The organism is Achromobacter sp. ISS7, from assembly GCF_056523125.1.
This window is the reverse complement of the sequence record NZ_JAWRZD010000001.1, coordinates 5,605,444-5,627,729: the sequence shown is the minus strand read 5'-3', so window position 1 is coordinate 5,627,729 and position 22,286 is coordinate 5,605,444. Positions and strand designations below refer to the sequence as shown.

Genomic DNA, 22,286 nt, shown 5'->3' with positions numbered 1-22,286 from the left:
TAAACTAAATAATCGTGCGCGGGTTAAAGTGACGGATAGCCGCCGCCATCACCAAGGACCAGACATGAACCCGCCAGAGCGCCGTCCGGCGCGGGGCCGCCCGCCCACCATCACCCTGGAGCGGATTGCCGACGCCGGCATTGCAATGGGCTTGCCCAACCTCACCTTCGTCGGCGTCGCCGCCGCGCTGGGCGTCAGCCACATGGCGCTCTACAAGCACGTGCCGAGCCTCGAGGCGCTCAAGCGCCTGATCGCCGAGGAAATCTTCAAGCGCTGGCAGATCCCGCAAGCGAGCGGCAACGACCGCGGCGGGCTGAAGGAATACCTGACCGTGTTCACCGCATCCGTGCGGGAATTCGTCAAGGCGCATCCGGGCGTGACGCCCTACGTGATCCGGCGGCTGGCGGCCACGCCGTCGATGATCGCCAAGATCGAAGGGCACCAGCGCCACATCGCCCACGCCTACGGCATTTCAAGGGACCAGGCGCGCATGCTGCTGGCGACGGTGGCGTTCCATTGCATGGCGGTGGCCGACACCGTGTATTCGGTGGCCGGCCTGGAGCCGGTGGTCGAGGCGGCGCGCACCGCCGAGGAAGCCGAGATGGAGGCGGAGCTCGATCAGGGCATGCAGGCGCTGATCATCGGGGTGCTGGCGGTGCTGGAAAGCGAGACGCCGCGAACCTGACGCGGCAGGCCTGGCGCGGCTAGCCCCACGCCCGTGCCAGCTCGCCAGGCTCCAGGAAGAACTGGCGGTTCCCTTCCAGCTGCCTGACCATGAAGTCCACGAACGTCCGCACGCGCAGCGGTTGCTCGGTGCGGCGCCCGTAGTACAGGTAGATGCCCTCGAGATACACCACGTGCCGCAGCAGCAGCGGCACCAGCCGGCCGGCGCGGATGTGCGGCACGGCGCTGAAGCTGCCCAGCTGGCCGATGGCCTCGCCCGCCAGCACGGTCTGGGTCTCGGCGTCGATGTCGTTCATGCACAGCGCCGGCGTGATCTCGCGGTAGACCTGCTCGCCGTCGACCTGGAATTCCCAGGGCGCAAGCTTGCCCGTGTTGGCGTGGACATATCCCGTGCAGCGATGCCGCGCCAGGTCATCGATGTCCGCGGGCGCGCCGTGGCGCGCCAGGTAGTCGGGCGCGGCGCAGATCAGCAGCTGGATCGGCAGCAACCGGCGCGCCACGGTGCCCGCCGCCGGCAACGAACCGCCGCGAAAACCCACGTCGGCCCGGTCGCTGACGAGATCGGTGAAACGGTCGTCGAAATGCACATCGAGCTGCACCGCGGGATATTCACGCGCGAACGCCAGCACGTGCTGCCACAGCATGCAGTGGATCAGCGACCGCGGCGCGCTGATGCGCAGCGGACCGCTGATCTCGTCGCCGGCGCGCCGCGCATCCGCCAGCGCTTCCGACAGCAGGCCGAGCGCCAGGCTGGCGTTGTCGAGTAGCCGCCGCCCTTCCTCGGTCAGGCTCAGCTTGCGCGTGGTCCGGCGCAGCAGCTGCACGCCCAGCGATTTCTCCAGCTGCATCACCGCGTGGCTCGCCGCCTGCGGCGAAATGCCCTGGTCCACGGCCGCCTTGCGCAGGCTGCCCAGTATGGCGGTGCGCACGAAGATGGTCAGGGCGCGGACTTCATTCATGGCAGGTCTCCCGGCCGGTCAGGGGCGGCCGATTGGCAAATAAAAGTTGATTATCATTCTATTGAATAGCCGCTATTCGGAACACATCCGGCTCTCTACCATGCGTTTCATCCCTTCCCCCTGACTGGAGAAACGCATGAACACCCCGACGAATTTCAAGAAAATCTGGTTCATCACCGGCGCCTCGCGCGGCCTGGGCGCGCTGATCGCCGAAGCCGCCCTGGCCGATGGCAACGCCGTGGTCGCCGCCGGCCGCAATACCGCCGCCATCATCGAACGCCTGGGCCAGGCGCCCGGCCTGCTGCCGGTCGCGCTGGACGTGACCCGCCCCGAACAGGCCCAGGCCGCGGTCGACGCCGCGCTGGATGCCTTCGGCCGCCTCGACGTGCTGGTCAACAACGCCGGCTTCGGCCTGCTGGGCGCGGTAGAGGAATCCAGCGACGCCGACGTGCGCCGCATGTACGACACCAACGTCTTCGGCCTGCTCAACGTGACCCGCGCGGTGCTGCCGGCCATGCGCGCGCGCCGCGCCGGCCACGTCATCAATATCTCGTCCATCGGCGGCTTCCGCTCGGGGGCCGGCTTCGGCGCGTACTGCTCGACCAAGTTCGCCGTCGAGGGGCTGACCGAGGCCTTGCACGATGAGCTGGCGCCGCTGGGCATCCACGCCACCGTGGTCGAACCCGGCTACTTCCGCACCGACTTCCTGGACGCCAGTTCGCTGGTCGTCGCGCCCGGCGAAATCGCCGACTACGCCGCCACGTCGGGCCAGGTGCGCCAGAAGGCCGTGCACCTGAACCACCAGCAACCCGGCGACCCCGTCAAGCTGGCCGCGGCCATGGTCGAACTGGCCAACGCCGCCGAGCCGCCGCTGCGCCTGCCGCTGGGCAGCGACACCCTGGCCGCCATCGCCGACAAGCAGGCCTACGTGGCGCGCGAGACCCGGGCCTGGGAGGCGCTGGCGCGCTCGACCGATTTCGCCGCGGGTTGAGTGCGCGGCGCTTGCCGCCCCGGTGTATGCCAGGCGCTAGACTACCGACCGGTAGTTAGTTTAAAGTCCGTCCACCTGAAGACCGGCCCTTGTCGGTTCCCCGCCCCCGGCCTTCAGCGGACCGACCAGGAATTCCCCGCCATGACACGCACTGCTTCCGTCCAGCGCATCCTCGACGCCGCGCTCGGCCACTTCGCCAACCGCGGCTACGACGGCGCGTCGCTCGCCGACATCGCCGACACCGTCGGCATCCGCAAGGCCTCGCTCTATACGCACTTCGCCAGCAAGGACGTCCTGTACCGCGAGATCTTCGCCGATGCGCTGGCGCTCGAGATGCAGCTGGCGCGGGGCTGCTTCGACGCCGAGGCCGGCAACGCCCTGCCCGGCTCCGCCTATTGCGCCCACCTGGTCGGACGCCATGGCGACTCCCTGCACCTGCGCTTTTTGCTGCGCGCCAGCTACGTGCCGCCCGACGCGCTCGAGACCGCCATCACCGCCGACTATGAAACCTACCTGGCGCAATTGCGCACGGATTTCGACACCCGGCTGCGCGCCTGGGTCGGCAAGCGCGCCCGGCTGTCGAAGGCGGCCGCGGCGCGCTACGCGGAAGCCTACCTGGGCATGATCGACGCCGTGCAGGTCAAGCTGGTCTACACCAATGCCGACCAGGCGGGGCAGCGGCTGGCGGCCATGCAACGCCTGCAGGCCGACGCCCTGGCGCACGCCATCGGGCCGGAGCGCGCGGCATGAACGGCGCCGCCACGACCCAACGCGGCGGCCTGATCGGCGCCGGCCTGATCCTGCTGCTGGCGCTGCTGACCGCGCTCGACGCCATGGCGATCGACATGTACCTGCCGGGCATGCCCGCCATCGCCGAGGACTTCGGCGTCTCGGCCGGGCGCATTCAGCAGACGCTGTCCGTGTTCCTGGCCGGGCTGGCCATTGGCCAAGCCCTGTATGGCCCGTTGCTGGACCGCTACGGACGCCGCCTGCCGCTGCTGGCCGGCGTGGCCATCTTCGTCGCGGGCTCGGTGATGGCGGCTGTCGCGCCCACGGTGGAATGGCTGCTGGCGGCGCGCTTCGTGCAGGCGCTGGGCGCGGCGGCCGGACTGGTGACGCCGCGCGCCATCGTCGCCGACCTGTGCGGCGTGGCCGAGTCGGCGCGCATCTTCTCGCTCCTGATGCAGGTCATGATGATCGCCCCCATCGCCGCGCCGATCCTGGGCGGCAGCCTGCTCGCGCATGGCGGCTGGCGCGGCATCTTCTGGGTACTGGCGGGCCTGGGCGCGGCCGGGCTGGCATGGGGCTGGCGCGCCCTGCCCGACTCGCTGCCGGCCGAGCGCCGCGCGCCGCTGCATGCCGGCGCGATCCTGCGCGCCTACGGCAGCCAGCTGCGGCATCCGGTCTTCATGGCCTACACGCTGGCCGGCGGCTTCGTGCTGGGGTCGCTGTTCAACTACATCAGCGCGTCGGCCTTCGTGTTCACCGGCCACTTCGGGCTGAGCGCCACGCAGTTCAGCTATTTGTTCGCCGGCAACTCGGTGGCCCTGGTGCTGGGCGGCATGATCAGCAACCGGCTGCTGGGAAAAGGGCGCACGGCCGGCGCCATCCTGCTGGCGGGCATCGCGGCGCACGCGCTGGCGGGGCTGGTCCTGTTCCTGCTGGCGCGGGCCGGCCACGCGCCGTTCGCCGTGTACGCGGGCCTGCTGGCCGTGGCCGTCGGCGCGCTGGGACTGATCTTCGGCAACCTCACCGCCCTGACCATGAGCCACGCCGGCAGGCAGGCGGGCGTGGCGTCGGCGCTGATGGGCACGCTGCACTACCTGATGTCGGCCGCCATCGGCTATGCCGTCAGCCTGGCGCCGCAAGGGCCGGCGCTGCTGCCGCTGGCGATCTGCGCCTGCGGCGCGCTGGCCGCGGGCCTGTGCATGATCGCCATGGCCTCGGCCCGGTCGCCGCGCCGGTAAACGGGGTCATTTTCCCGGCGCCGCGGGGGGGAAAAGACAATGGCGCCCCAGGCCTGCGCCCGCACTACCATCCCCAGGGGTGACGGCCCCGGTCGTTAACGATTCGTTGACGTTGCCTGGTCTACCGTCCATCATCATCCACCGAAAGCGGGCCGCTGCCCGCCGCCCCGACAGGAGCCGATCCAGGCATGAACGAAGCGCCGGCTGACGCCCCACCGCGCTCTCATCCGCGGTTTTTGCTCGCCATCCTCCTTACCGGCCTGTCCGCCGGGCTGGGCGGCATGCTGCTGGGCATGTTGCTGCACGCCGTGCAGCATGTGGCGTACGGCTACAGCCTGGACCACATCGTCGGCCCCGAATCCTTCCTGCAGGGCGTGCAAGCCGCCGGCGGCCCGCGGCGCCTGGCGGTATTGATACTGTGCGGCCTGGTGGCCGGCGGCGGCTGGTGGCTGGTCTACCGGTTCGGACGGCCGCTCGTCAGCGTGACGCAGGCGGTGCAGGATCCCTCCGTGCGGATGCCGGCCAAGACCACCCTGGCGCATGCGATCCTGCAGATCGTCACGGTCGCGCTGGGATCGCCGCTGGGGCGCGAGGTGGCGCCACGGGAGGTCGGCGCGCTGGCGGCCAGCGGCGTGTCGGCGTGGCTGCGCCTGCCGGCCGACCAGCACCGCCTGATCGTGGCGTGCGGCGCCGGCGCGGGCCTGGCCGCGGTGTACAACGTGCCGCTGGGCGCGGCGCTGTTCGTGCTGGAAGTGTTGCTGGGTTCGTTCGCGTGGCCGGCCGCCGTGGTGGCGCTGGCGACGTGCTGCATCGGCGCCGTGATCGCCTGGATCGGGCTGGGCAACGAGATCCAGTACGCCGTGCCGCCCATGACCGCGGACGCCAGCCTGGTCGTCTGGTCGGTGATCGCGGGCCCCGTCTTCGGCGTGGCCGCGCACGGCTTCGTGCAGCTGACCTCCGCCGCGCGGCGCCATGCGGCGCGCGGATGGCGGCTGCCGGCGGCGGCGCTGGTGAACTTCACGCTGATCGGGGTCCTGGCGGTTTTTCTGCCGGCGCTGCTGGGCAACGGCAAGGGCGCGGCGCAGCTGGGCTTCAGCAGCGAGCTGACGCTCGGCATGGCGGCCCTGCTGCTGGTCCTGAAGGTGGCGATCACCAGCGGCTCGCTGCGCGCCGGGGCCTCCGGCGGCCTGCTCACGCCCGGCATCGCCATCGGCGCCTTGCTGGCGGTCGTGCTGGGCGCGGCCTGGAACCAGGTCTGGCCCGACGCGCCGCCCGGCGCCTACGCGGTGGTGGGCGCGGCGGCGTTCCTGGCGGCATCGATGCGCATGCCGCTGACCGCCACCGTCCTGATCCTGGAATTCACGCGCGTGGACCAGGGCTTCCTGGTGCCGATCATCCTGGCGGTGGTAGGCTCCGCGGCGACCCACCATTTTTGCGCGGCCCGGGCCACCCGGACCGCGGCAGCGGCCGGCGCGCCGCTGCCCGGCTCGACATGAAGAGGTTTGCATGACATCACGTAACTTGACCGGCATCGAACGCTATGACGCGCCCGCCGGCGGCTGGGGCGCGCTCAAGGCCACCGCGCAGGCCATCGCCGACCAGATGCGCATTGCCGAGGCGCCGGTGCTGCTGTTCCGCACCAACAAGCCGGACGGCTTTGACTGCCCCGGCTGCGCCTGGCCGGACAAGGCGCACACGTCCACGTTCCAGTTCTGCGAAAACGGCGCCAAGGCCGTGACCTGGGAAGCCACCAAGAAGCGCGTGACCCCGGCGTTCTTCGCCGCCCACACCGTGACCGAGCTCCTGACCTGGTCCGACCACGACCTGGAAGACGCCGGCCGGCTGACGCATCCGCTGCGCTACGACGCCGCCACCGACACCTACCAGCCGATCGCGTGGGACGACGCGTTCCAGCACATCGGCCGCACCCTGGCCAGCCTGCCCGACCCCGACGCGGTGGAGTTCTACACCTCGGGCCGCGCCTCGAACGAGGCCGCGTTCCTGTTCAGCCTGTACGCCCGCGAGTATGGCACCAACAACTTCCCCGACTGCTCGAACATGTGCCACGAGGCCACCAGCGTCGGGCTGCCGCAGGCCATCGGCATCGGCAAGGGCACCGTGTCGCTGGACGATTTCGATGCCTGCGACCTGATCATCTCGATGGGCCACAACCCCGGCACGAATCATCCGCGCATGATGGGCACGCTGCACGAGTGCGCGCGCCGCGGCGTGCCGATCATCGTGTTCAACCCGCTGCGCGAGCGCGCGCTGGAACGCTTCGCCGATCCGCAGAACCCCATCGAGATGGGCACGCTGGGATCGACCCGCATCGCCTCCACGTACTACCAGGTCAAGGTGGGCGGCGACGCCGCCGCGCTGAAAGGCATCATGAAGGCGCTGCTGGCCCTCGACCGGCAGGCGCCCGGCGCGATCGACCATGCCTTCATCGCCGAACACACGAACGGCTTCGAAGCCTACGTCGAGGACCTGGACGGCACCGACTGGGCCGACATCGAACGCGCCTGCGGGATGACGCGCGACAACCTGGAACAGGTCGCCGCGGCGTACGCCCGGTCCAAGGCCACCATCGTGACCTACGGCATGGGCATCACCCAGCACGCGCGCGGCACGCAGAATGTGCAGCAGATCGCCGCGCTGCTGCTCATGCGCGGCAACTTCGGCCGGCCGGGCGCCGGCATCTGCCCGCTGCGCGGCCACTCCAACGTGCAGGGCAACCGCACCGTCGGCATCACCGAGAAGATCGACCCGGTGATGTTCGACAACATCGAAAAGACCTTCGGCTTCCGGCCGCCCGAGCGCCACGGACACGACGCGGTCGACGCCATGAAGGCGATGGTGAACGGCGATGCCCGCGTGCTGATCTGCCTGGGCGGCAATCTCGCCATGGCGCTGTCCGACACCGAGCAGTGCGAAACCGGCATGCGTCGGCTGGACCTGGCCGTGCACATGAACACCAAGCTGAACCGCTCGCACCTGCTGATCGGCCGCGACGCCATCATCCTGCCGGTGCTGGGCCGTACCGAAAGCGACGTGCAGGCCGGCGGCGCGCAGTCCATCACCGTCGAGGATTCGATGTCGATGGTGCATGCCTCGCGCGGCAAGCTCGCACCCGCGTCCGAGCACCTGCGTTCGGAACCCGCCATCATCGCGGGCATGGCGGCGGCGACGCTGCCGAACACGCGGGTGCCGTGGCTGCACCTGGTGGAAGACTATGGCCGCATCCGCGACCTGATCGAAAAGGTCTACCCCGATTTTCACGGGTACAACGAACGCATCCTGCAGCCGGGCGGCTTCCGCCTGTCGCTGCCGCCCACCGAGCGCATCTGGAAGACGAAGTCCGGCAAGGCCGAGTTCCTGCCGTTCAAGGGCCTGCAGGAGGATCCCGGCGCGGTCGCGGCGGGCGCGCTGACGCTGACCACGCTGCGCAGCCACGATCAGTACAACACCACCATCTACGGGCTGGACGACCGCTACCGCGGCGTGTTCGGCCGGCGCGACGTGCTGTTCATGCATGCCGACGACCTGGCGCGCCACGGCCTGAAGCACGGCGACAAGGTGGAACTGCACAGCGGCCTGCCCGGCCAGGCGCACCGCCGCCTGCAACTGACCGCGATCGCGTACGACATCGCGCCCGGCTCGGTCGGCGCCTACTACCCCGAGGCCAACAACCTGTGCCCGCTGGACTACCAGGACCGGCAAAGCGGCACGCCCAGCTACAAGTCGATTCCGGTGGTGATCAGCAAGGCCGCCTGACCTCTCATCGCCCCACGACCGGACAACTCGCCGGCAGCGGCCGATCGAACAGCACCGCGATGCCGCATGCCGACGTGAACATCCCCAGGTTGTTGTGGCCGACGCCCGGCACTTCCACGACCTTCTGGTTCAATCCGGCCGGGTGCCTGCGCGTCAGGTAATCGAAATAGGCGCGGCCGCGTTCCAGCCGATTGGGGCCTTGCGCCATGCCGCCGCAGGAACGGTCGATGAAGTGGGTGTAGGGATCGGTGTCCGCCTGGCCCAGCAGATACACCACATTCCGGCTGGCGTAACGCGCCTCCACCTCGGCGGGATCCTGCGCGGCCACGTAGGGCGGGCCGCCCGTCAGCTGGTACTTCCATTTCGTCGCGGCGGGGCAGGTGCCGGCAGCCGGCAGCGCAGGCCGCTCATCGCTGAAATAGACGTAGCTGGAGGGGTTCGCGACGACGTAGCGCAACGGCACGCCGCGGCGCGCCAGGGCAGCGCTGCCGCGCCCCACGGCGGCGTATCGCTGAAGGATCTGCGCGCCCGCGGAATGCCCCATCACGACGACGTGCGTCAGGGCGGGATAGCGCTTCTTGTCCGCGAAGTGGTCCAGCAGCGCGTCGATCGCCTCGAACGAGCTGAGGGGCGCCGGGCCCAGCGCCGGCTCACCGCTCTTCCAGCCTTCCTGGGACCACCTCAGGGTGCGCGCGGACATCGAGAACTTCTCGACATCCGGCGCGGTCAGGAACTGCGGCGCGACCACCATCACCGTGCCGTCCGATTTCCCCGCCCCCGACACGATTTCCTTGCCGGTGTCGAAGTACGTGTCCGCGTTGCGCAAGGTGCCATGGATCACGATCAGCACGGTCGATATCTTCGGGGCCCGGGCCAGGATATCGGCGGAGGCATAGAGCGGCAGCTCTCCCTCTCCCGATGAACCCTTGATGAGCAGCGCCTGATTCGCCACCTGCTTGACCGGCGCCTCCAGCTTCGACGCCTTCGGCGCGGCGCGCGCCGCTTCGTGCGTGCCGCAACCGGCCGCCGCCAGCAACAGCGGCCCGCACAGCAAGCCCCACTTGATGCATGAAAGGAATTTTTCCGCTCTCATCGGTCCACTCCAGGTCGTACCGCGATCGTCTTGAATCCGGGGTTCATCAGCCGCCGATCCCGCCGCCCTGTCCCGTCAACGCCTGGCGGGCGGCGCCAGATGCACAAGCATCGCCCGGCTGGGCATGCCTGTCCGGGATGCTCCCCGCGCTCAGCGCCTGCAGATAGGCGCGGAACATGTCGGCCAGGAAGTCGGCCTGGTCTTGAATCTGGGCGGGCGTGCGCGGCGCCGCCGAGAATTGCTTGCCCGCGGCATTGAGGATTGACCGTATCCGCTCACCCGTGCGCGTGCGCGCATCGGCGGCGGCCCGCGGCAGCGCATCGGCCATGAACGTTTCCAGCGCATGGCCAATCGATTCCCGCGACTGCCCCGCCCCGGGCGTCTCGCGATAGCCCGGCGCCACATCGGCCAACGCGACCCGAACCGCCGCTTCGTCGCACTCCGACGCGATGAAGGCATGCACCCAGGCCCGCAGGCGCGCATCGGGCGATTGCGCCGAATCGGTCAGGATCGCGGACAGCGTTTCGGCCGATCGGGTCCATTCATCGCTCTGCAGCCGAAAGAGTATCGCGGCCTTGTTCGGGAAGTACTGGTAGACGGACCCGACGCTGACGCCGGCCCGCTCGGCAACGCGGGCGGTGGTGAAGCGTTTCGCCCCGGCGCTGGCCAGGACCTGGCTCGCGGCTTGCAGGATCACCGCCACCAAATCCGTGGACCGGACCTGCTGTGGCTGTCTGCGACTGGTCAGCTGGGGCGCGCGTCGGGTTGCCATGAGACTTGAATGGAGAAGAAAGCGCGGGTCAGGCACGGGCAAAGATGAGAATGGAGCTTATCACCGTTCGCGCCGTGACGCGCCTGCCGGCAGCGCCCGCTCCGACCGCGCCACCAGCCAGATCCCCAGGCCCGAGACCCCGGTGCCCAGCAGCATCAGCCATGACAGCGGCTCGCCGAACATCGCCCAGGCCCACAGCAGCGTCACCGCGGGGCTGAGATACAGCACGCTGGTCACGCGGGTCGGCGACGAACGCCGCAGGCAGGCCCAGTACAGGCCATAGCCGCCCAACGTGGAAAGCACGACCGTCCACGACACGCTCACGGCGAACCCAACGCTTGCGACCGGCATCAAGCTGCCTTCCCGCCCCGCCAACCCCGCGAACGCCACGGCCGACACGGCGCACTGCAACCACAGGCTGGGCAACAGACCCAGCGACGCCTCGGCGTGCATCTGCTTCTGCCACAACGTCGCCACGGCCAGCGACAGCATGCCCAGCAGCGGCAGGCCATACGCCCAGAGCGGCGCGTCCCCCCACGCCAGCGCATCGCGCGTCACCATCAGCACGCCCAGCAGGCCGACAAACAGGCCGGCCCAGCCACGCCCGCCAAGCCGCTTGCCGGGCAAACGCAGGGCCAGCAGCGCCGTCCCCAGCGGCAGCAGGTCGGCGATCAACGCCGCCAACCCGGCCGGGACGCCATGCTCGATGCCCTTGGCGACGCCCGCCAGGTAGCCCGCCATGGCCAGCAGGCCGATGCCGGCGTGGCGCAGCAGCACGGCCGCCGGCACGCGGCCAAGCGCGCCGATGGCCCACGGCAGCAGCACCAGCGTCACCACCACGCAGCGCCAGAACACCACCAGGAACGCGGGCGCGTGATCGATCGAAAAGCGCGTGCCCACGAAGCCCGAACTCCAGGCCACCACCAGCGCCGCTTCCAGCAGCAGGAGCGGCGCCACCCTGGGCGCGCCGCGGGACACGGTGGGCGGCGGGGAACAAGGGATCACGCGGGCATCGGCATCGGGCATGGAGGGTTCGGCTCATCAACACGTCTTTCTGATGCCTTGACCTTAGCGTCGCCCCACTATTAAATAAATCAAAATGTACTGACCATGTCGTTCAAGAAATCAAAATCATGAATCCTGTCCTGGACATCGAGCTGCTGCGTACCTTTCAGGCGGTTGCCCAGCTCGGGCAGTTCCGGGCTGCCGCCGAACACGTCCACCGCAGCCCCGCCGCCGTCAGCATGCACATCCAGCGGCTCGAGGCCGTTGCCGGTGGACGCCTGCTGGAGCGGGACAACCAGTCCGTCACGTTGACGCCGCTGGGCAAACGGCTGCTGGCCGGAACGGCCGACCTGCTGCGCCGCCACGACAAGGTGCTGGAGGATCTGCGCGGCACCGATCTGACCGGACGCATCAAGCTGGGCGTGCCCGACGAGTACGCGGTTCACGTGATTCGCGACGTGCTTCCCCTGTTCGCCGCGGCGTGGCCCAACGTGGTGCTGGATGTCTCGACCGCGCCCAGCTTGACGCTGCGCGCGCAGGCCGAACGCGGGCGGCTGCACCTGGCCCTTGCCGTGCGACCGGCGCGCGCCGGCCCCGCGGCGCAGGTGCTGGCGAGGACCACGCCGGTCTGGGTCGGCAGCGCGACGCGGACCGGCGATCTGCCGCGGCCCCTTCCCCTGGCGCTGCATGCCACGCATTGCCCCTATCGCGACGCCATGACCGGCGCGCTCGACCAGGCGGGACGCGCCTGGCGCATTGTCCTGAGCAGCCCGTCCAGCCAGGCCGTCGAAGCGTGCGTGGAGGCCGGCTTGGGCATCAGCCTGGTTGACCGTTCGCGGATCACCGCGGGCATGCGGGTGCTGGAAGCATTGCCGGCCATCGCCGCGCACGAGATCGTCCTGCTGCGCGCGGCCTCGGCCCTGGAAGATCCCGCCGCGAACCAGCTGGACAGCATCCTGCGCAAGCACTTCCGGGCCTAGCCGGCAGGACGCGGTCGGCTTACTTTCCCGCCGCCTTGGGCGGCTTGGCCAGAAGGCCGGACAGGAGCACGGGAAGACTCTCCGACACCCTGCGCGAAGACGCGTGCGGATCCTCGGCGTTCGCCACCCACAGCGAGGCGCCGAGCGCGGCCGCGCTCACCAGGCGCGCGGTGGCCTCGGCATCGACGGGCTGGACCACACCCTCGTCGATGAGCCGCTCGATGTGCCTCCTGGTGTTGCGGACGCAGGCAATCTGCGTCGGCCATTGGGATGGCTCGCCCAATACGGCGGGACCGTCCAGCAGGACGATGCGCTGGATTTCCGGCTCGGCCGCCATCGCCAGATAAGCCACCAATTCGTCGATCAGCGCCGCCCACGTCGAGGTCGCGCGGCTGGAGATCGCCGACAGGCGCTCCGTCATCTCCGCATCGATCTGCTCGATGACCGCCTCGAGCAGGCCCTTCTTGCCGCCGAACTGATGATAGAGCGCTCCCCGGGTCAGCCCGGCCTCGGCCGTGATGTCTTCCATCGGACTGTCGACATATCCCCGGGCCGCGAACGTTTTCCGCGCCGCGGCGATCAGTTTCTCGCGCGTTTCCGCCATGGTCTCAGCACGACTTCTCACCCCTTCCCCCATTTTTTCACATACATAATGTATTTCACTTGACATACACAATGTATGCCGCTCAGAATTCCACATTCACAATGTATGTGAAACCTGAAACCGTTGCAAGCATGGAGGCTGCATGGCCAATGTCGAGATCACCGCCGGCGCCGGGGTTGCTTGCCCGCTCATGGGGCTCATCGTCAATCCGATCGCCGGCATGGGCGGCAGCGTCGGCCTGAAAGGAACGGATGGCGCCGCCATTCTCCAAGCGGCATTGCTCCGCGGCGCGCGCCCCCTCGCCGGGTCGAAAGCGGCCAAGGCGCTGCGCCGAGCCGTCATGGCCTGCCCCGCCCTGCGTGTCCTGACCGTTCGGGGCGGCATGGGTGAAGACGCCGTCCGAAGCGCCGGACTCGCGCCCGCGCTGCTGCCGTTTCCAGGCGACGCCGCTTCCTCCAGCGCCGACACCCGGGCCGCCGCCGCCGCGATGCTGGACCACGGCATCGAGCTGCTCCTGTTCGTCGGTGGCGATGGCACCGCGCGCGACATCCTCACCGCCGTCGGCGATCGTGTCCCCCTGCTGGGCGTGCCCGCCGGCGTGAAAATGCACTCCGCCGTCTTCGGCACGAGCCCGGGCAACGCGGGCCTGCTGGCCGCGCTGCATCTTGGTGGGGACCCGGGCGTGTCGCTGCGCGACGCCGAGATCATGGACCTGGACGAGGCGGCCATGCGCCAGGACCGCGTCTCCGCGCGCCTGTTTGGCTATGCGAAAAGCCCGCACGCACGCCGGCTGGCCCAGAACGCAAAAGCCGGCGCCGGCCCCGGCGAGGACGCGACACTCGATGCGATCGCTCGTCAGATCGCCGCCGGCATGCAGCCGGACCGGCTTTACATCCTGGGCCCCGGCACCACCACCCGACGCGTCTCGCACGCGCTGGGGCTGCCCAGCACCTTGCTCGGCGTCGATGCCGTCTTGAACGGCGCGCTGGTCGGCCAGGACCTGGACGAACAGACCCTGCTGCGCCTGATGGCGCGGCGCGCGTTGCACCTCATCGTCGGCGTCCTGGGCGGACAAGGCAGCGTGTTCGGACGCGGCAATCAACAGATCAGCGCCGAGGTCATCCGTCAGGTCGGCCGCGACCGGATCACCGTCATCGCCAGCACCGAGAAACTCATCGCGCTCGGCAATGCGCCATTGCGCGTGGACACCGGCGACGACGAGGTCGACGCCCTGCTCACGGGCCATATCCGGGTCGAGATCGGCCCCGGCCGCAGCACCCGCCTCAGGCTCACCGCCTGACCCCTTCCCCCCAAACAAGACAGGAGCGTCCGATGCGACCATCCACAGCCCACCCCTACATGGCCAATTCCGTGCCATCGATACAGCAGGACATGTTGGCCTCGGTCGGCGTCCAGACCATCGAGGAACTGTTCGCCCAGATCCCCGCGGATCATCGATTGGCGCGACCGCTCGACCTGCCGCCGGCACTCACCGAACGCGAACTGCGACGGCATCTTGTCGAAACGCTCGCCAAGAACCAGACCACCGAGCAGAACCTGAGCTTCCTGGGCGCCGGCATCTGGCAGCATCACGTCCCCGCGGCCGTCGACGAAGTGGTCCGCCGCAATGAGTGGCTGACGTCCATCTTCGGCGAGCCCAGCTCCGATCACGGCCGCAACCAGGCGTGGTTCGAATTCTGCAGCCAGCTCGGCGAATTGCTGAACCTTGACCTCGTCGGCTTGCCCGTGCGCAGCTGGGGCACCGCGGCCGGCCACGCCATGCGGATGGCCGCTCGCCTGACGGCGCGCAGCGAGGTCGTGGTGGTGCGCGCGATCGATCCCGAGCGATTGTCGGTCATCCGCAACTATTGCGAGCCGCCCGAGATGGCAAGCCATATCGCCATCCGCCTCGTCGACTACGATCCCGCCACCGGCCTGATCGACCTGGACGACCTGCGCGCCGCCGTGAGCCCACAGACCGCCGCCGTGTACTTCGAGGTGCCGTCCTATCTCGGCGTGATCGAACATCAGGCGGCCGCCATCGCCGCCATCGCCCGTGCCGCTGGGGCCGAGACGATCGTCGGCGTCGATCCGATCTCGCTGGGCGTGCTGGCCTCGCCGGCCGACTACGGCGCCGATATCGTGGTGGGCACCATCCAGCCGCTGGGCGTTCACCTGCACGCCGGCGGCGGCCTCGGCGGCTTTATCGCATCGCGCGACGAACCTCGCTACGCCGAGGCGTACCCCACGCTCTTCATCAGCATTTCCGAGACCTTGAAGCCGGGCGAATACGGCTTCGGCCTCGGCCTTTTCCACCAGTCATCCTATGGCCTTCGCGACAAGGGCAATGACTGGACCGGGCATTCGGTCTACATGTGGGCGATCGCCGCCACCACCTACATGGCGATGATGGGCCCGCAGGGATTCGTCGACGTCGGCAGGCTGATCCTGCAGCGCGCCCATCATGCCGCGCGGCGCCTGGCGCGGATCGACGGGATTCGCATCCATTTCCCGGCGGGCTTCTTCAAGGAGTTCGTCGTCAATTTCGACGGCACCGGCAAGACCGTCGCGCACATCAACCGCGCCCTTCTCGCAAGGGGTATTTTCGGCGGCAAGGACCTGCGGGCGGACTTTCCGGAACTGGGCGAAAGCGCCCTCTTCAGCGTGACCGAAATCCACACCCTATCCGACATCGAGCGCCTGGCCGGCGCCCTCAAAGAGGTGACCCAGCAATGACAATCAAGCCCAAGGAATATCACGCCCCCGTCTGGAACGAACCCATCATCATGGAAATGGGCCATCCCGGACGCCGAGGCCTCCTGTTCCCGCCGATCGAAAGCGAGATCCGCGACCAGGTCGGAGACGCCGACGACCTCATCCCGTTCGCGCTGCGCCGCCAGGACAAGCCTGCCCTGCCGGAAATGTCCGAGCCGGAGGTTCTGTACCACTATCTGCGCCTGTCGCAACAGACGCTCGGCATGATGGGCACCAGCCTGTTCGGCACCTGCACGATGAAGTACAACGCGCAAATCAATGAGCAGATGGCGTGGCGCCCCGAGCTCACCCAACTGCACCCGCTGCAGCATGAAGACACCCTGCAGGGCGCCCTGGAGATCGTGCACAACATGGACCTGGCCTTGCGCGAGCTGTCGGGCATGGACCAGTTCGTGTTCCAGGCCGGCGGCGGCGCCGAGGCCGCGTTCACGCATTGCGCGGTGACGCGCGCCTACCACGCCGCGCGCGGGGAACTGGAACAGCGCGACGAGATCATCACGACCATCCAGACCCACCCCTGCAATCCGGCTACGGCGGCAACCGCGGGATTCAAGGTCATCACGCTGATGCTGGATGAAAACGGCTATCCGTCGCTCGACGCGCTGAAAGCGGCGGTTTCCCACCGCACCGCCGCCCTGATGGTCAACAACCCCGACGACATGGGGGTCTACAACCCCGAGATGAAGGAATGGATCCGCATCGTGCATGAGGCCGGCGGCCTGGCGTTCTACGACGCCGCCAACTTCAACGGCACCATGTCGAAGGTCAGGGCCCGCGAGATCGGCTTCGACGCCTGCATGTTCATGCTGCACAAGACCTTCGGCGCGCCCAAGAGCGGCGTCGGCGGCCCGGCCACCGGGGCCTATGGATGCACCGCCGAGTTGGCGCCGTTTCTTCCCACGCCGCTGGTGACGCATGCGGACGGCCGCTACCGCCTCGACCATGACCGGCCGCGAAGCGTCGGCAAGATCCGCGAGTTCTGGGGCAACGTGCAGGTCATCCTGAAAGCCTACGCCTGGGTCCGCGCCATGGGCGCCGCCGGCATCGCGCAAGCCTCCGACATCTCGGTGCTGGCCAACAACTACATGGAGAAAGGACTGCTCGCGATCCGCGGCGTCAACAGATCCCATCCCGAAGCGACGCTGCCAAGGCTGGAAATGACCCGCTACAGCCTTGAGCAGATGAAGGAGGAGACCGGCGTCGACGTCCATGACGTTCAGAATCGCATGACCGATTTCGGCATCGACGCCATGTGGACCAGCCACGAACCCTGGCTGCTGCCCGAACCGTTCACGCCCGAGGCCGGCGAGATGTACGGCAAGGAGGCGCTGGACCGCTGGATCGCGGTGCTCGCGCAGATTTCCGACGAAGCCTATTCCGATCCGCGCATCGTCAAGTCCGCGCCGCACAACCAGGCGATCCACCGCCTGAAGCCGGGCGACACCGACGCGCCGGGCAAACGCGCCATGACTTGGCGCGCGTTCAAGAAGAAGCAGTCCCCTTCGCCTCTCTGAATGCCAGATCATGAACGCGATCACACACCACCGTGGCTACTCGACCATGTACCGGGAGGCAAGCCTGACGCTGGGGCTCTTCTTCGCCATCGAGTCCTATTCCGGCGCCGTTCCCGACATGGACCTGGCGCAGCAGATCCGCACGGCCCAACTGGCCGAATCCCATGGCTTCGCGGCCCTGTACTTCCGGGACGTGTTCCTCAATGTGCCCTCGTTCGGCGACGTGGGCCACATCCATGACCCCTGGGCATTCATGGGCTACGTGACCGCGCACACGTCGCGCATTGCCCTGGCGACCGGCAGCATCATCACCACGCTGCGCCACCCCTTGCTTGTCGCCAAGGCGGCGGCGTCCATCGACCGCCTGTCGAACCAGCGCCTGGTGCTGGGCATCGCCACCGGCGACCGGCCGGCGGAGTTCCCGGCCTTCGGCCAGACCCTGGCCGCGCGTAGCGAACTGTTCCAGGAGGCCCTGGCCGTCATGCGCCAAGCCTGGGCCGAGGACTTTCCGCGGATCGCCACGCCTCGCGTGAACCTGTCCGGCGCGGACACGCTGCCAAAGCCGCAATTGCGGAACATCCCCGTGATGGTGACGGGCAACTCCCGCCAATCCATTGAGTGGATCGCCGAGCATGGCGACGGCTGGCTCTTCTATCCGCAGAACCTGGCGGAACAAGCCAGCACGATCAAGCGATGGCGATCGCTGACGCCCGCATTCAAGCCGTTCGCGCAATCGCTGTACATCGACCTGGCCGAGCAAGCCGATGCGCCGCCCGCTCCCATGCACCTGGGATTCCGCGCCGGCCGAAACTTCGTCATCCAGTACCTGCATTCCCTGAAGGCCATCGGCGTCAACCACGTCGGTCTCAACCTCAAGTACAGCCGCAGGCCGGCGCATGAAGTCGTCCAGGAGCTGGGGGAGTTCGTGGTGCCGGCATTCCCGGCGCATGCGGTCGCGGGGGACTAGGGGATCCCGCGGCCGGCCGCCCGCGGGTCATTCGTAAATCAGCGCGTCGTGCAGGATGGCGGGGACTTCCCTGTTGCGTTCGGAGTAGCCATCGAACGGTTGCCCCCGCTCGTCGACGCGCGCCAGCACGTCCCCCGCCCGGTCGATGGCGGCGCCCACCCGCAGCATCACCAGCGGTTCGGTCTCGTCGGCCTGGAACGAATAGAACGCGCCTGCCGGCACCAGCACGCAGTCGTTGCGCCCCACCCGCCGCGTTTCCCCGCGCGGCCCCAGGAAAGTGGCGACGCCCTGCAGCACGACGAAGACGTGGTCCTCGTTGGTGTGGGCATGGATCTCGTTCTCGCCGCCGCCGGCATAGGTCTTGAGCACGACGTTCATGTAAGGCGATGCGCCCAGCACCTGATTGGTTCGCCCCTGCCGCGGCAAGCGGGCGCGGATATGGAAGAAGCTCGGCGTCTTGCGTTTCGACATTTCCGACATCGCGTCGCGCCACTGCTGCGCGCTGTGGACGATGGGCGCGAATGCGGATCCTGAAGTTTCTGCGGGCATGGCTCGTCTCCTGATTGTGCGGCGCCTGTGCCGCTTCGGCTTGTAGAGTCGTCGCTATCCTAGAAGCCCGATCAACGTGTGTATAGGTTGATTTACAATCAATTTTTGACCGCGCGCGCCGCGGCTCAAGACGTCGCCGAATGCGCCAGCGCGCGCATTTCCCGGATGTTGCGGGCCGGAGGTTGGCCAAACATCCGCGCATATTCACGGGTGAACTGCGTCACGCTTTCATAGCCGACGCCATGGGCGGCGGCGCCGATGGCAACGCCTTCGGCGAGCATGCGCCGTCGCGCCTCGAGCAGCCGAAGCTGCTTCTGGAATTGCAGCGGCGTCAGCGTCGTGATGTTGCGAAAGTGCGTATGAAACACGGACAGGCTCATGCCCGCCGCCTCGGCCAGCGTTTCGATGCGCAGGGGCCGGGCATAGCCGGCCCTGAGCATCTCGATGGCGCGGGCAATCCTGCGACCATGGCCGTCGGCCACTCCGAGCACGCGAATGGCGCCGCCATGCCGGCCGGCAAGCAACCAGTAATGCAACTCCCGCACCAGCTGGCGGCCCAGCACCGCCAGCGATCGCGGCCTGTCGAGCAGCCTGAGCAGGCGCAAGGCCGCATCGGCGACCTCCGTTTCCGTCCGGCCCACCCGTACCGGGTGATCGGGTTGCAGCGGCAGCTCCCCCATTTCGCCAACCAACTCGGTGATCACCGCGGCATCCAGTTCCACGACCAACGAGTAGTAGGGCGCGGCCGCGCTCGCCGTGATGACCTGGCTCACCGTCGGCACGTCCATCGTGATCAGCAACGACTCGCCGGCGCCAAACGTAAAGCTGCGCTCGCCCATGCCGACGCGCTTGCCGCCTTGCAGCACCAGCGCGACCAGGGGCCGGGTGATGGCGTACTGCAAGGGCGACGGCGCGGTCTCGCGCAGGATGAACATGCCCTCGATGGGGGTGGCGGCCACGCCCTCGCCGTCAAGGCGTGCGTCGGCATATTGCCGTGCCGCCCGCAGCAGGGCCCCGGTCAGTTCGCCGGGCCCGGACAGGCCGGCCCCCGCGGGGCTTTCATCACAGGATCGGGCAACCTCTTTCATTTCTTCGGGCAATTGCATGGGGATTCCGCCTGCCGCCAACATAGCACCATTCAAGCCTGAACCGGCCCGAACAAAACAATCGGGCAAGAATTCAAAATAATCAGGCAACCTGCCCACGGCCCGGGTTCCTAACATCGAAGCTCACCCAACCAGGAGCTTCCCCATGACCACCATTTCCCTTGTGACCGGCGCCAGCCGGGGCCTTGGCCGCAACACCGCGTTGAACATTGCCCGCCATGGCGGCGACGTGATCGTCACCTATCGCGAAGGCAAGGACGCCGCGGATGCCGTCGTGGCGGACATCCGGGCGCTCGGCCGCAAGGCGGTTGCGCTGCGGCTGGATACGAGCAAAGTCTCATCTTTCCCGGACTTCGTCCTGGCTGTGCGCGCGGCACTCAGGGACACCTGGGGCCGCGATACGTTCGACCATCTCGTCAACAACGCCGGACACGGCGAGATGACGGCGTTTTCCGCCACCACGCAGGCGCAGTTCGACGCGCTCTTCGACGTTCATGTCAAAGGCGTGTTCTTCCTGACGCAGTCGCTGCTGCCGGCGCTGGCCGATGGCGGACGCATCATCAACTTCTCGTCGGGCCTGACCCGTGTGTCCTTTCCCGGCTTCTCGGCCTACGCGGCCGCCAAAGGCGCGGTGGAAACGCTCACCGTGTACCTGGCCAGGGAGCTGGGCGGCCGCGGCATCACCGCGAACGTCGTCGCCCCGGGCGCGATCGAGACCGATTTCCTGGGCGGCGCGGTGCGCGACACCCCGGACTACAACGACGCCTTCGCCAACATGACCGCGTTGGGCCGCGTGGGCGTGCCCGATGACATCGGCCCGATGATCGCCAGCCTGCTGGGCCCGGCCAACCGCTGGGTCAACGGCCAACGCATCGAAGTCTCCGGCGGCCAATCGATCTAGGCGGCCTCCCACCCTCTTATATTGATTTCAAATCAAGATTGACCGATGTGTATCCACGGCAATAGCCTAGGCGTTCTTCATCACCCCGCCGCCAGCGCGTAATCAGCACATCCCCGCGCGGGCCGGCCTGTCAGCGAGCACATTGATGATCACTCCCGACCAGGGGCCAGACCTGTCCGCGCAGGTGCCCCACGCCCTGCCGACCCGGCGCGACCTGTATTACGGCGGCGCCTGGCACCCGCCCCGCGGCGGCAACTATCAACGCAGCCACAGCCCCGGCACGCAGGCCGACCTGGGACCCTATGCGGTGGCCGATGCCGACGACGTCAACGCGGCCGTGGCCGCGGCCAGGCAGGCATTCCCCGCGTGGCGCGACACGCCGCCGCTGGCCCGCGCCGCGCTGCTGCGCCAGGCGGCGGCGATCATCCGCGAACACGGCCTGGAACTGGCCTTGATCGATGCCGTCGATTGCGGCAACCCGGTCAAGCAGATGCAGGACGACGCGGTGTTCGCCGCCGCGCAGCTGGAGTACTTCGCCGGCCTGGTGATGGAGTTGAAGGGCGAGACCATCCCCACGATGAACGGCTCGCTGGACTACACGCTGCGCGAACCGCTGGGCGTGGTGGCGCGCATCATCCCGTTCAACCATCCCTTCATGTTCGCCGCCGGCAAGATCGCGGCGCCGCTGGCCGCCGGCAACACGGTGATCGTGAAGCCGCCGGAGCAGGCGCCCCTGTCCACCCTGCGCCTGTTCGAACTGATTGCCGGCCTGTTTCCGCCCGGGGTGCTGAACTGCCTGGGCGGCGACCGCGAGACGGGCGCCGCGTTGTCGGCGCATCCGGACGTGGCGGCGGTGGCCCTGATCGGCAGCGTCAACGCCGGCAAGGCGGTGATGCGCACGGCCGCGGACGACCTGAAGAAGGTGCTGCTGGAACTGGGCGGCAAGAACGCCATGATCGTCTATCCCGACGCGGACCTGGACAAGATGCCGCTGGGCGCGGTGCGCGGCATGAACTTCACCTGGTGCGGCCAATCGTGCGGGTCGACCAGCCGGTTGTTCCTGCACGAGTCCATCCACGACGACGTGCTGGCACGCATCGTCGAGCTGACCGCGCAGCTGCACACGCCCGGCCTGCCCACCGACATGCGCACGACGATGGGCGCGCTGGTTTCGAGCCAGCAGATGGACAAGACGCTGTCCTATGTGGAATCGGCGGTGGCCGAAGGCGCGCGGGTGGCACATGGCGGCAAGCGCAGCGGCGACCCCGCGCTGGCGGCGGGCTACTTCGTCGAGCCGACCATCCTGGCCAACGTGACGCCGTCCATGCGCGTGGCGCGCGAGGAGATCTTCGGCCCGGTGCTGTCGGTGCTCAAGTGGTCGAACGAGGAAGACCTGTACGCCGCGGTCAACGGCGTGGAGTACGGCCTGACGGCCTCGATCTGGACCACCGACCTGCGCACCGCGCATCGCGCCGCGGCGCGCGTGCAGGCCGGCTACGTGTGGATCAACGGCTCGTCGGCGCACTTCATCGGCGCGCCGTTCGGCGGCTACAAGCAGTCGGGCGTCGGCCGCGAGGAATGCAAGGAAGAGCTGCTGGAATTCACGCAGACCAAGAACGTCAACGTCACCCTGGATTGATTCATT

20 protein-coding genes are annotated in these 22,286 nt (G+C 68.4%); 13 read left to right on the top strand and 7 right to left on the bottom strand.

What is annotated here, in order from left to right; translation table 11 throughout:
- The first annotated feature begins 64 nt into the window (after nt 1–64).
- Nucleotides 65–685, top strand: a complete 621-nt coding sequence (locus tag AC1HFW_RS25475; protein ID WP_479285528.1) for a TetR/AcrR family transcriptional regulator — start codon at nt 65–67, stop codon at nt 683–685.
- Nucleotides 686–704: 19 nt separating this feature from the next.
- Here the strand turns inward: AC1HFW_RS25475 and AC1HFW_RS25470 are convergent, their stop codons facing one another.
- Nucleotides 705–1,643, bottom strand: coding sequence for a LysR family transcriptional regulator (locus AC1HFW_RS25470; RefSeq protein ID WP_479285527.1), 939 nt, complete (start codon nt 1,641–1,643; stop codon nt 705–707).
- A gap of 136 nt (nt 1,644–1,779) precedes the next feature.
- Here AC1HFW_RS25470 and AC1HFW_RS25465 point away from each other — a divergent pair, with 136 nt between their 5' ends.
- The 5 genes from AC1HFW_RS25465 (at nt 1,780) to AC1HFW_RS25445 (ending at nt 8,375) form a co-directional block, all read left to right on the top strand.
- The gene (locus AC1HFW_RS25465; protein WP_479285526.1) at nt 1,780–2,634 is read left to right on the top strand and encodes an oxidoreductase; all 855 of its coding nucleotides are present in this window, start codon (nt 1,780–1,782) and stop codon (nt 2,632–2,634) included.
- A 141-nt stretch (nt 2,635–2,775) separates the two neighbouring features.
- Nucleotides 2,776–3,384, top strand: coding sequence for a TetR/AcrR family transcriptional regulator (locus AC1HFW_RS25460; protein WP_479285525.1), 609 nt, complete (start codon nt 2,776–2,778; stop codon nt 3,382–3,384).
- A complete protein-coding gene (locus tag AC1HFW_RS25455; protein ID WP_479285524.1) occupies nt 3,381–4,601 on the top strand; it encodes a multidrug effflux MFS transporter in 1,221 nt (406 codons plus the stop codon). Before AC1HFW_RS25460 ends, AC1HFW_RS25455 begins: the two co-directional genes overlap by 4 nt.
- Before the next feature lie 188 nt (nt 4,602–4,789).
- A complete protein-coding gene (locus AC1HFW_RS25450; protein WP_479285523.1) occupies nt 4,790–6,097 on the top strand; it encodes a chloride channel protein in 1,308 nt (435 codons plus the stop codon).
- 10 nt (nt 6,098–6,107) lie between these two features.
- A complete protein-coding gene (locus AC1HFW_RS25445) occupies nt 6,108–8,375 on the top strand; it encodes an FdhF/YdeP family oxidoreductase (RefSeq protein WP_479285522.1) in 2,268 nt (755 codons plus the stop codon).
- 4 nt (nt 8,376–8,379) lie between these two features.
- On the opposite strand, the gene AC1HFW_RS25440 is transcribed toward AC1HFW_RS25445, so the two are convergent.
- The 3 genes from AC1HFW_RS25440 to AC1HFW_RS25430 all read right to left on the bottom strand — a co-directional run bounded on the left by AC1HFW_RS25440 (nt 8,380) and on the right by AC1HFW_RS25430 (nt 11,266).
- A complete protein-coding gene (locus AC1HFW_RS25440; RefSeq protein WP_479285521.1) occupies nt 8,380–9,468 on the bottom strand; it encodes an alpha/beta hydrolase in 1,089 nt (362 codons plus the stop codon).
- A gap of 46 nt (nt 9,469–9,514) precedes the next feature.
- Nucleotides 9,515–10,165, bottom strand: a complete 651-nt coding sequence (locus AC1HFW_RS25435; RefSeq protein WP_479285520.1) for a TetR/AcrR family transcriptional regulator — start codon at nt 10,163–10,165, stop codon at nt 9,515–9,517.
- 135 nt (nt 10,166–10,300) lie between these two features.
- Nucleotides 10,301–11,266: a DMT family transporter gene (locus AC1HFW_RS25430; RefSeq protein WP_479285519.1), complete on the bottom strand. Its 966-nt coding sequence runs from the start codon at nt 11,264–11,266 to the stop codon at nt 10,301–10,303.
- 107 nt (nt 11,267–11,373) lie between these two features.
- Between AC1HFW_RS25430 and AC1HFW_RS25425 the strand changes: the two genes are divergently transcribed.
- Complete coding sequence (locus tag AC1HFW_RS25425; protein ID WP_479285518.1) at nt 11,374–12,225, top strand: LysR substrate-binding domain-containing protein; 852 nt, start codon at nt 11,374–11,376, stop codon at nt 12,223–12,225.
- 19 nt (nt 12,226–12,244) lie between these two features.
- Here the strand turns inward: AC1HFW_RS25425 and AC1HFW_RS25420 are convergent, their stop codons facing one another.
- On the bottom strand, nt 12,245–12,829 hold the full coding sequence (locus AC1HFW_RS25420) for a TetR/AcrR family transcriptional regulator (RefSeq protein ID WP_479285517.1): 585 nt from the start codon (nt 12,827–12,829) through the stop codon (nt 12,245–12,247).
- 142 nt (nt 12,830–12,971) lie between these two features.
- Between AC1HFW_RS25420 and AC1HFW_RS25415 the strand changes: the two genes are divergently transcribed.
- From AC1HFW_RS25415 to AC1HFW_RS25400, 4 genes are read left to right on the top strand one after another with little or no spacing between them, the layout of a single operon-like run.
- The gene (locus tag AC1HFW_RS25415; protein WP_479285516.1) at nt 12,972–14,129 is read left to right on the top strand and encodes an ATP-NAD kinase family protein; all 1,158 of its coding nucleotides are present in this window, start codon (nt 12,972–12,974) and stop codon (nt 14,127–14,129) included.
- A gap of 59 nt (nt 14,130–14,188) precedes the next feature.
- A complete protein-coding gene (gcvPA, locus tag AC1HFW_RS25410) occupies nt 14,189–15,565 on the top strand; it encodes an aminomethyl-transferring glycine dehydrogenase subunit GcvPA (RefSeq protein WP_479285515.1) in 1,377 nt (458 codons plus the stop codon).
- Nucleotides 15,562–17,118, top strand: a complete 1,557-nt coding sequence (gcvPB, locus tag AC1HFW_RS25405) for an aminomethyl-transferring glycine dehydrogenase subunit GcvPB (RefSeq protein ID WP_479285514.1) — start codon at nt 15,562–15,564, stop codon at nt 17,116–17,118. Before gcvPA ends, gcvPB begins: the two co-directional genes overlap by 4 nt.
- A 10-nt stretch (nt 17,119–17,128) precedes the next feature.
- Nucleotides 17,129–18,085 (top strand): LLM class oxidoreductase, encoded by a 957-nt coding sequence (locus AC1HFW_RS25400; protein ID WP_479285513.1) that lies wholly within the window; start codon nt 17,129–17,131, stop codon nt 18,083–18,085.
- A 27-nt stretch (nt 18,086–18,112) separates the two neighbouring features.
- Here AC1HFW_RS25400 and AC1HFW_RS25395 read toward each other — a convergent pair whose 3' ends face one another.
- Nucleotides 18,113–18,634 (bottom strand): cupin domain-containing protein, encoded by a 522-nt coding sequence (locus tag AC1HFW_RS25395; protein ID WP_479285512.1) that lies wholly within the window; start codon nt 18,632–18,634, stop codon nt 18,113–18,115.
- A gap of 125 nt (nt 18,635–18,759) precedes the next feature.
- Nucleotides 18,760–19,740, bottom strand: coding sequence for an AraC family transcriptional regulator (locus tag AC1HFW_RS25390; protein ID WP_479285511.1), 981 nt, complete (start codon nt 19,738–19,740; stop codon nt 18,760–18,762).
- A gap of 145 nt (nt 19,741–19,885) precedes the next feature.
- Between AC1HFW_RS25390 and AC1HFW_RS25385 the strand changes: the two genes are divergently transcribed.
- Both AC1HFW_RS25385 and AC1HFW_RS25380 read left to right on the top strand, forming a co-directional pair.
- Complete coding sequence (locus AC1HFW_RS25385) at nt 19,886–20,641, top strand: SDR family NAD(P)-dependent oxidoreductase (RefSeq protein ID WP_479285510.1); 756 nt, start codon at nt 19,886–19,888, stop codon at nt 20,639–20,641.
- A 145-nt stretch (nt 20,642–20,786) separates the two neighbouring features.
- Nucleotides 20,787–22,280 carry an aldehyde dehydrogenase family protein gene (locus tag AC1HFW_RS25380; RefSeq protein ID WP_479285509.1) on the top strand — a complete coding sequence of 498 codons (1,494 nt, stop codon included), beginning with the start codon at nt 20,787–20,789 and terminating at the stop codon, nt 22,278–22,280.
- The last annotated feature ends 6 nt before the right edge of the window (nt 22,281–22,286 follow it).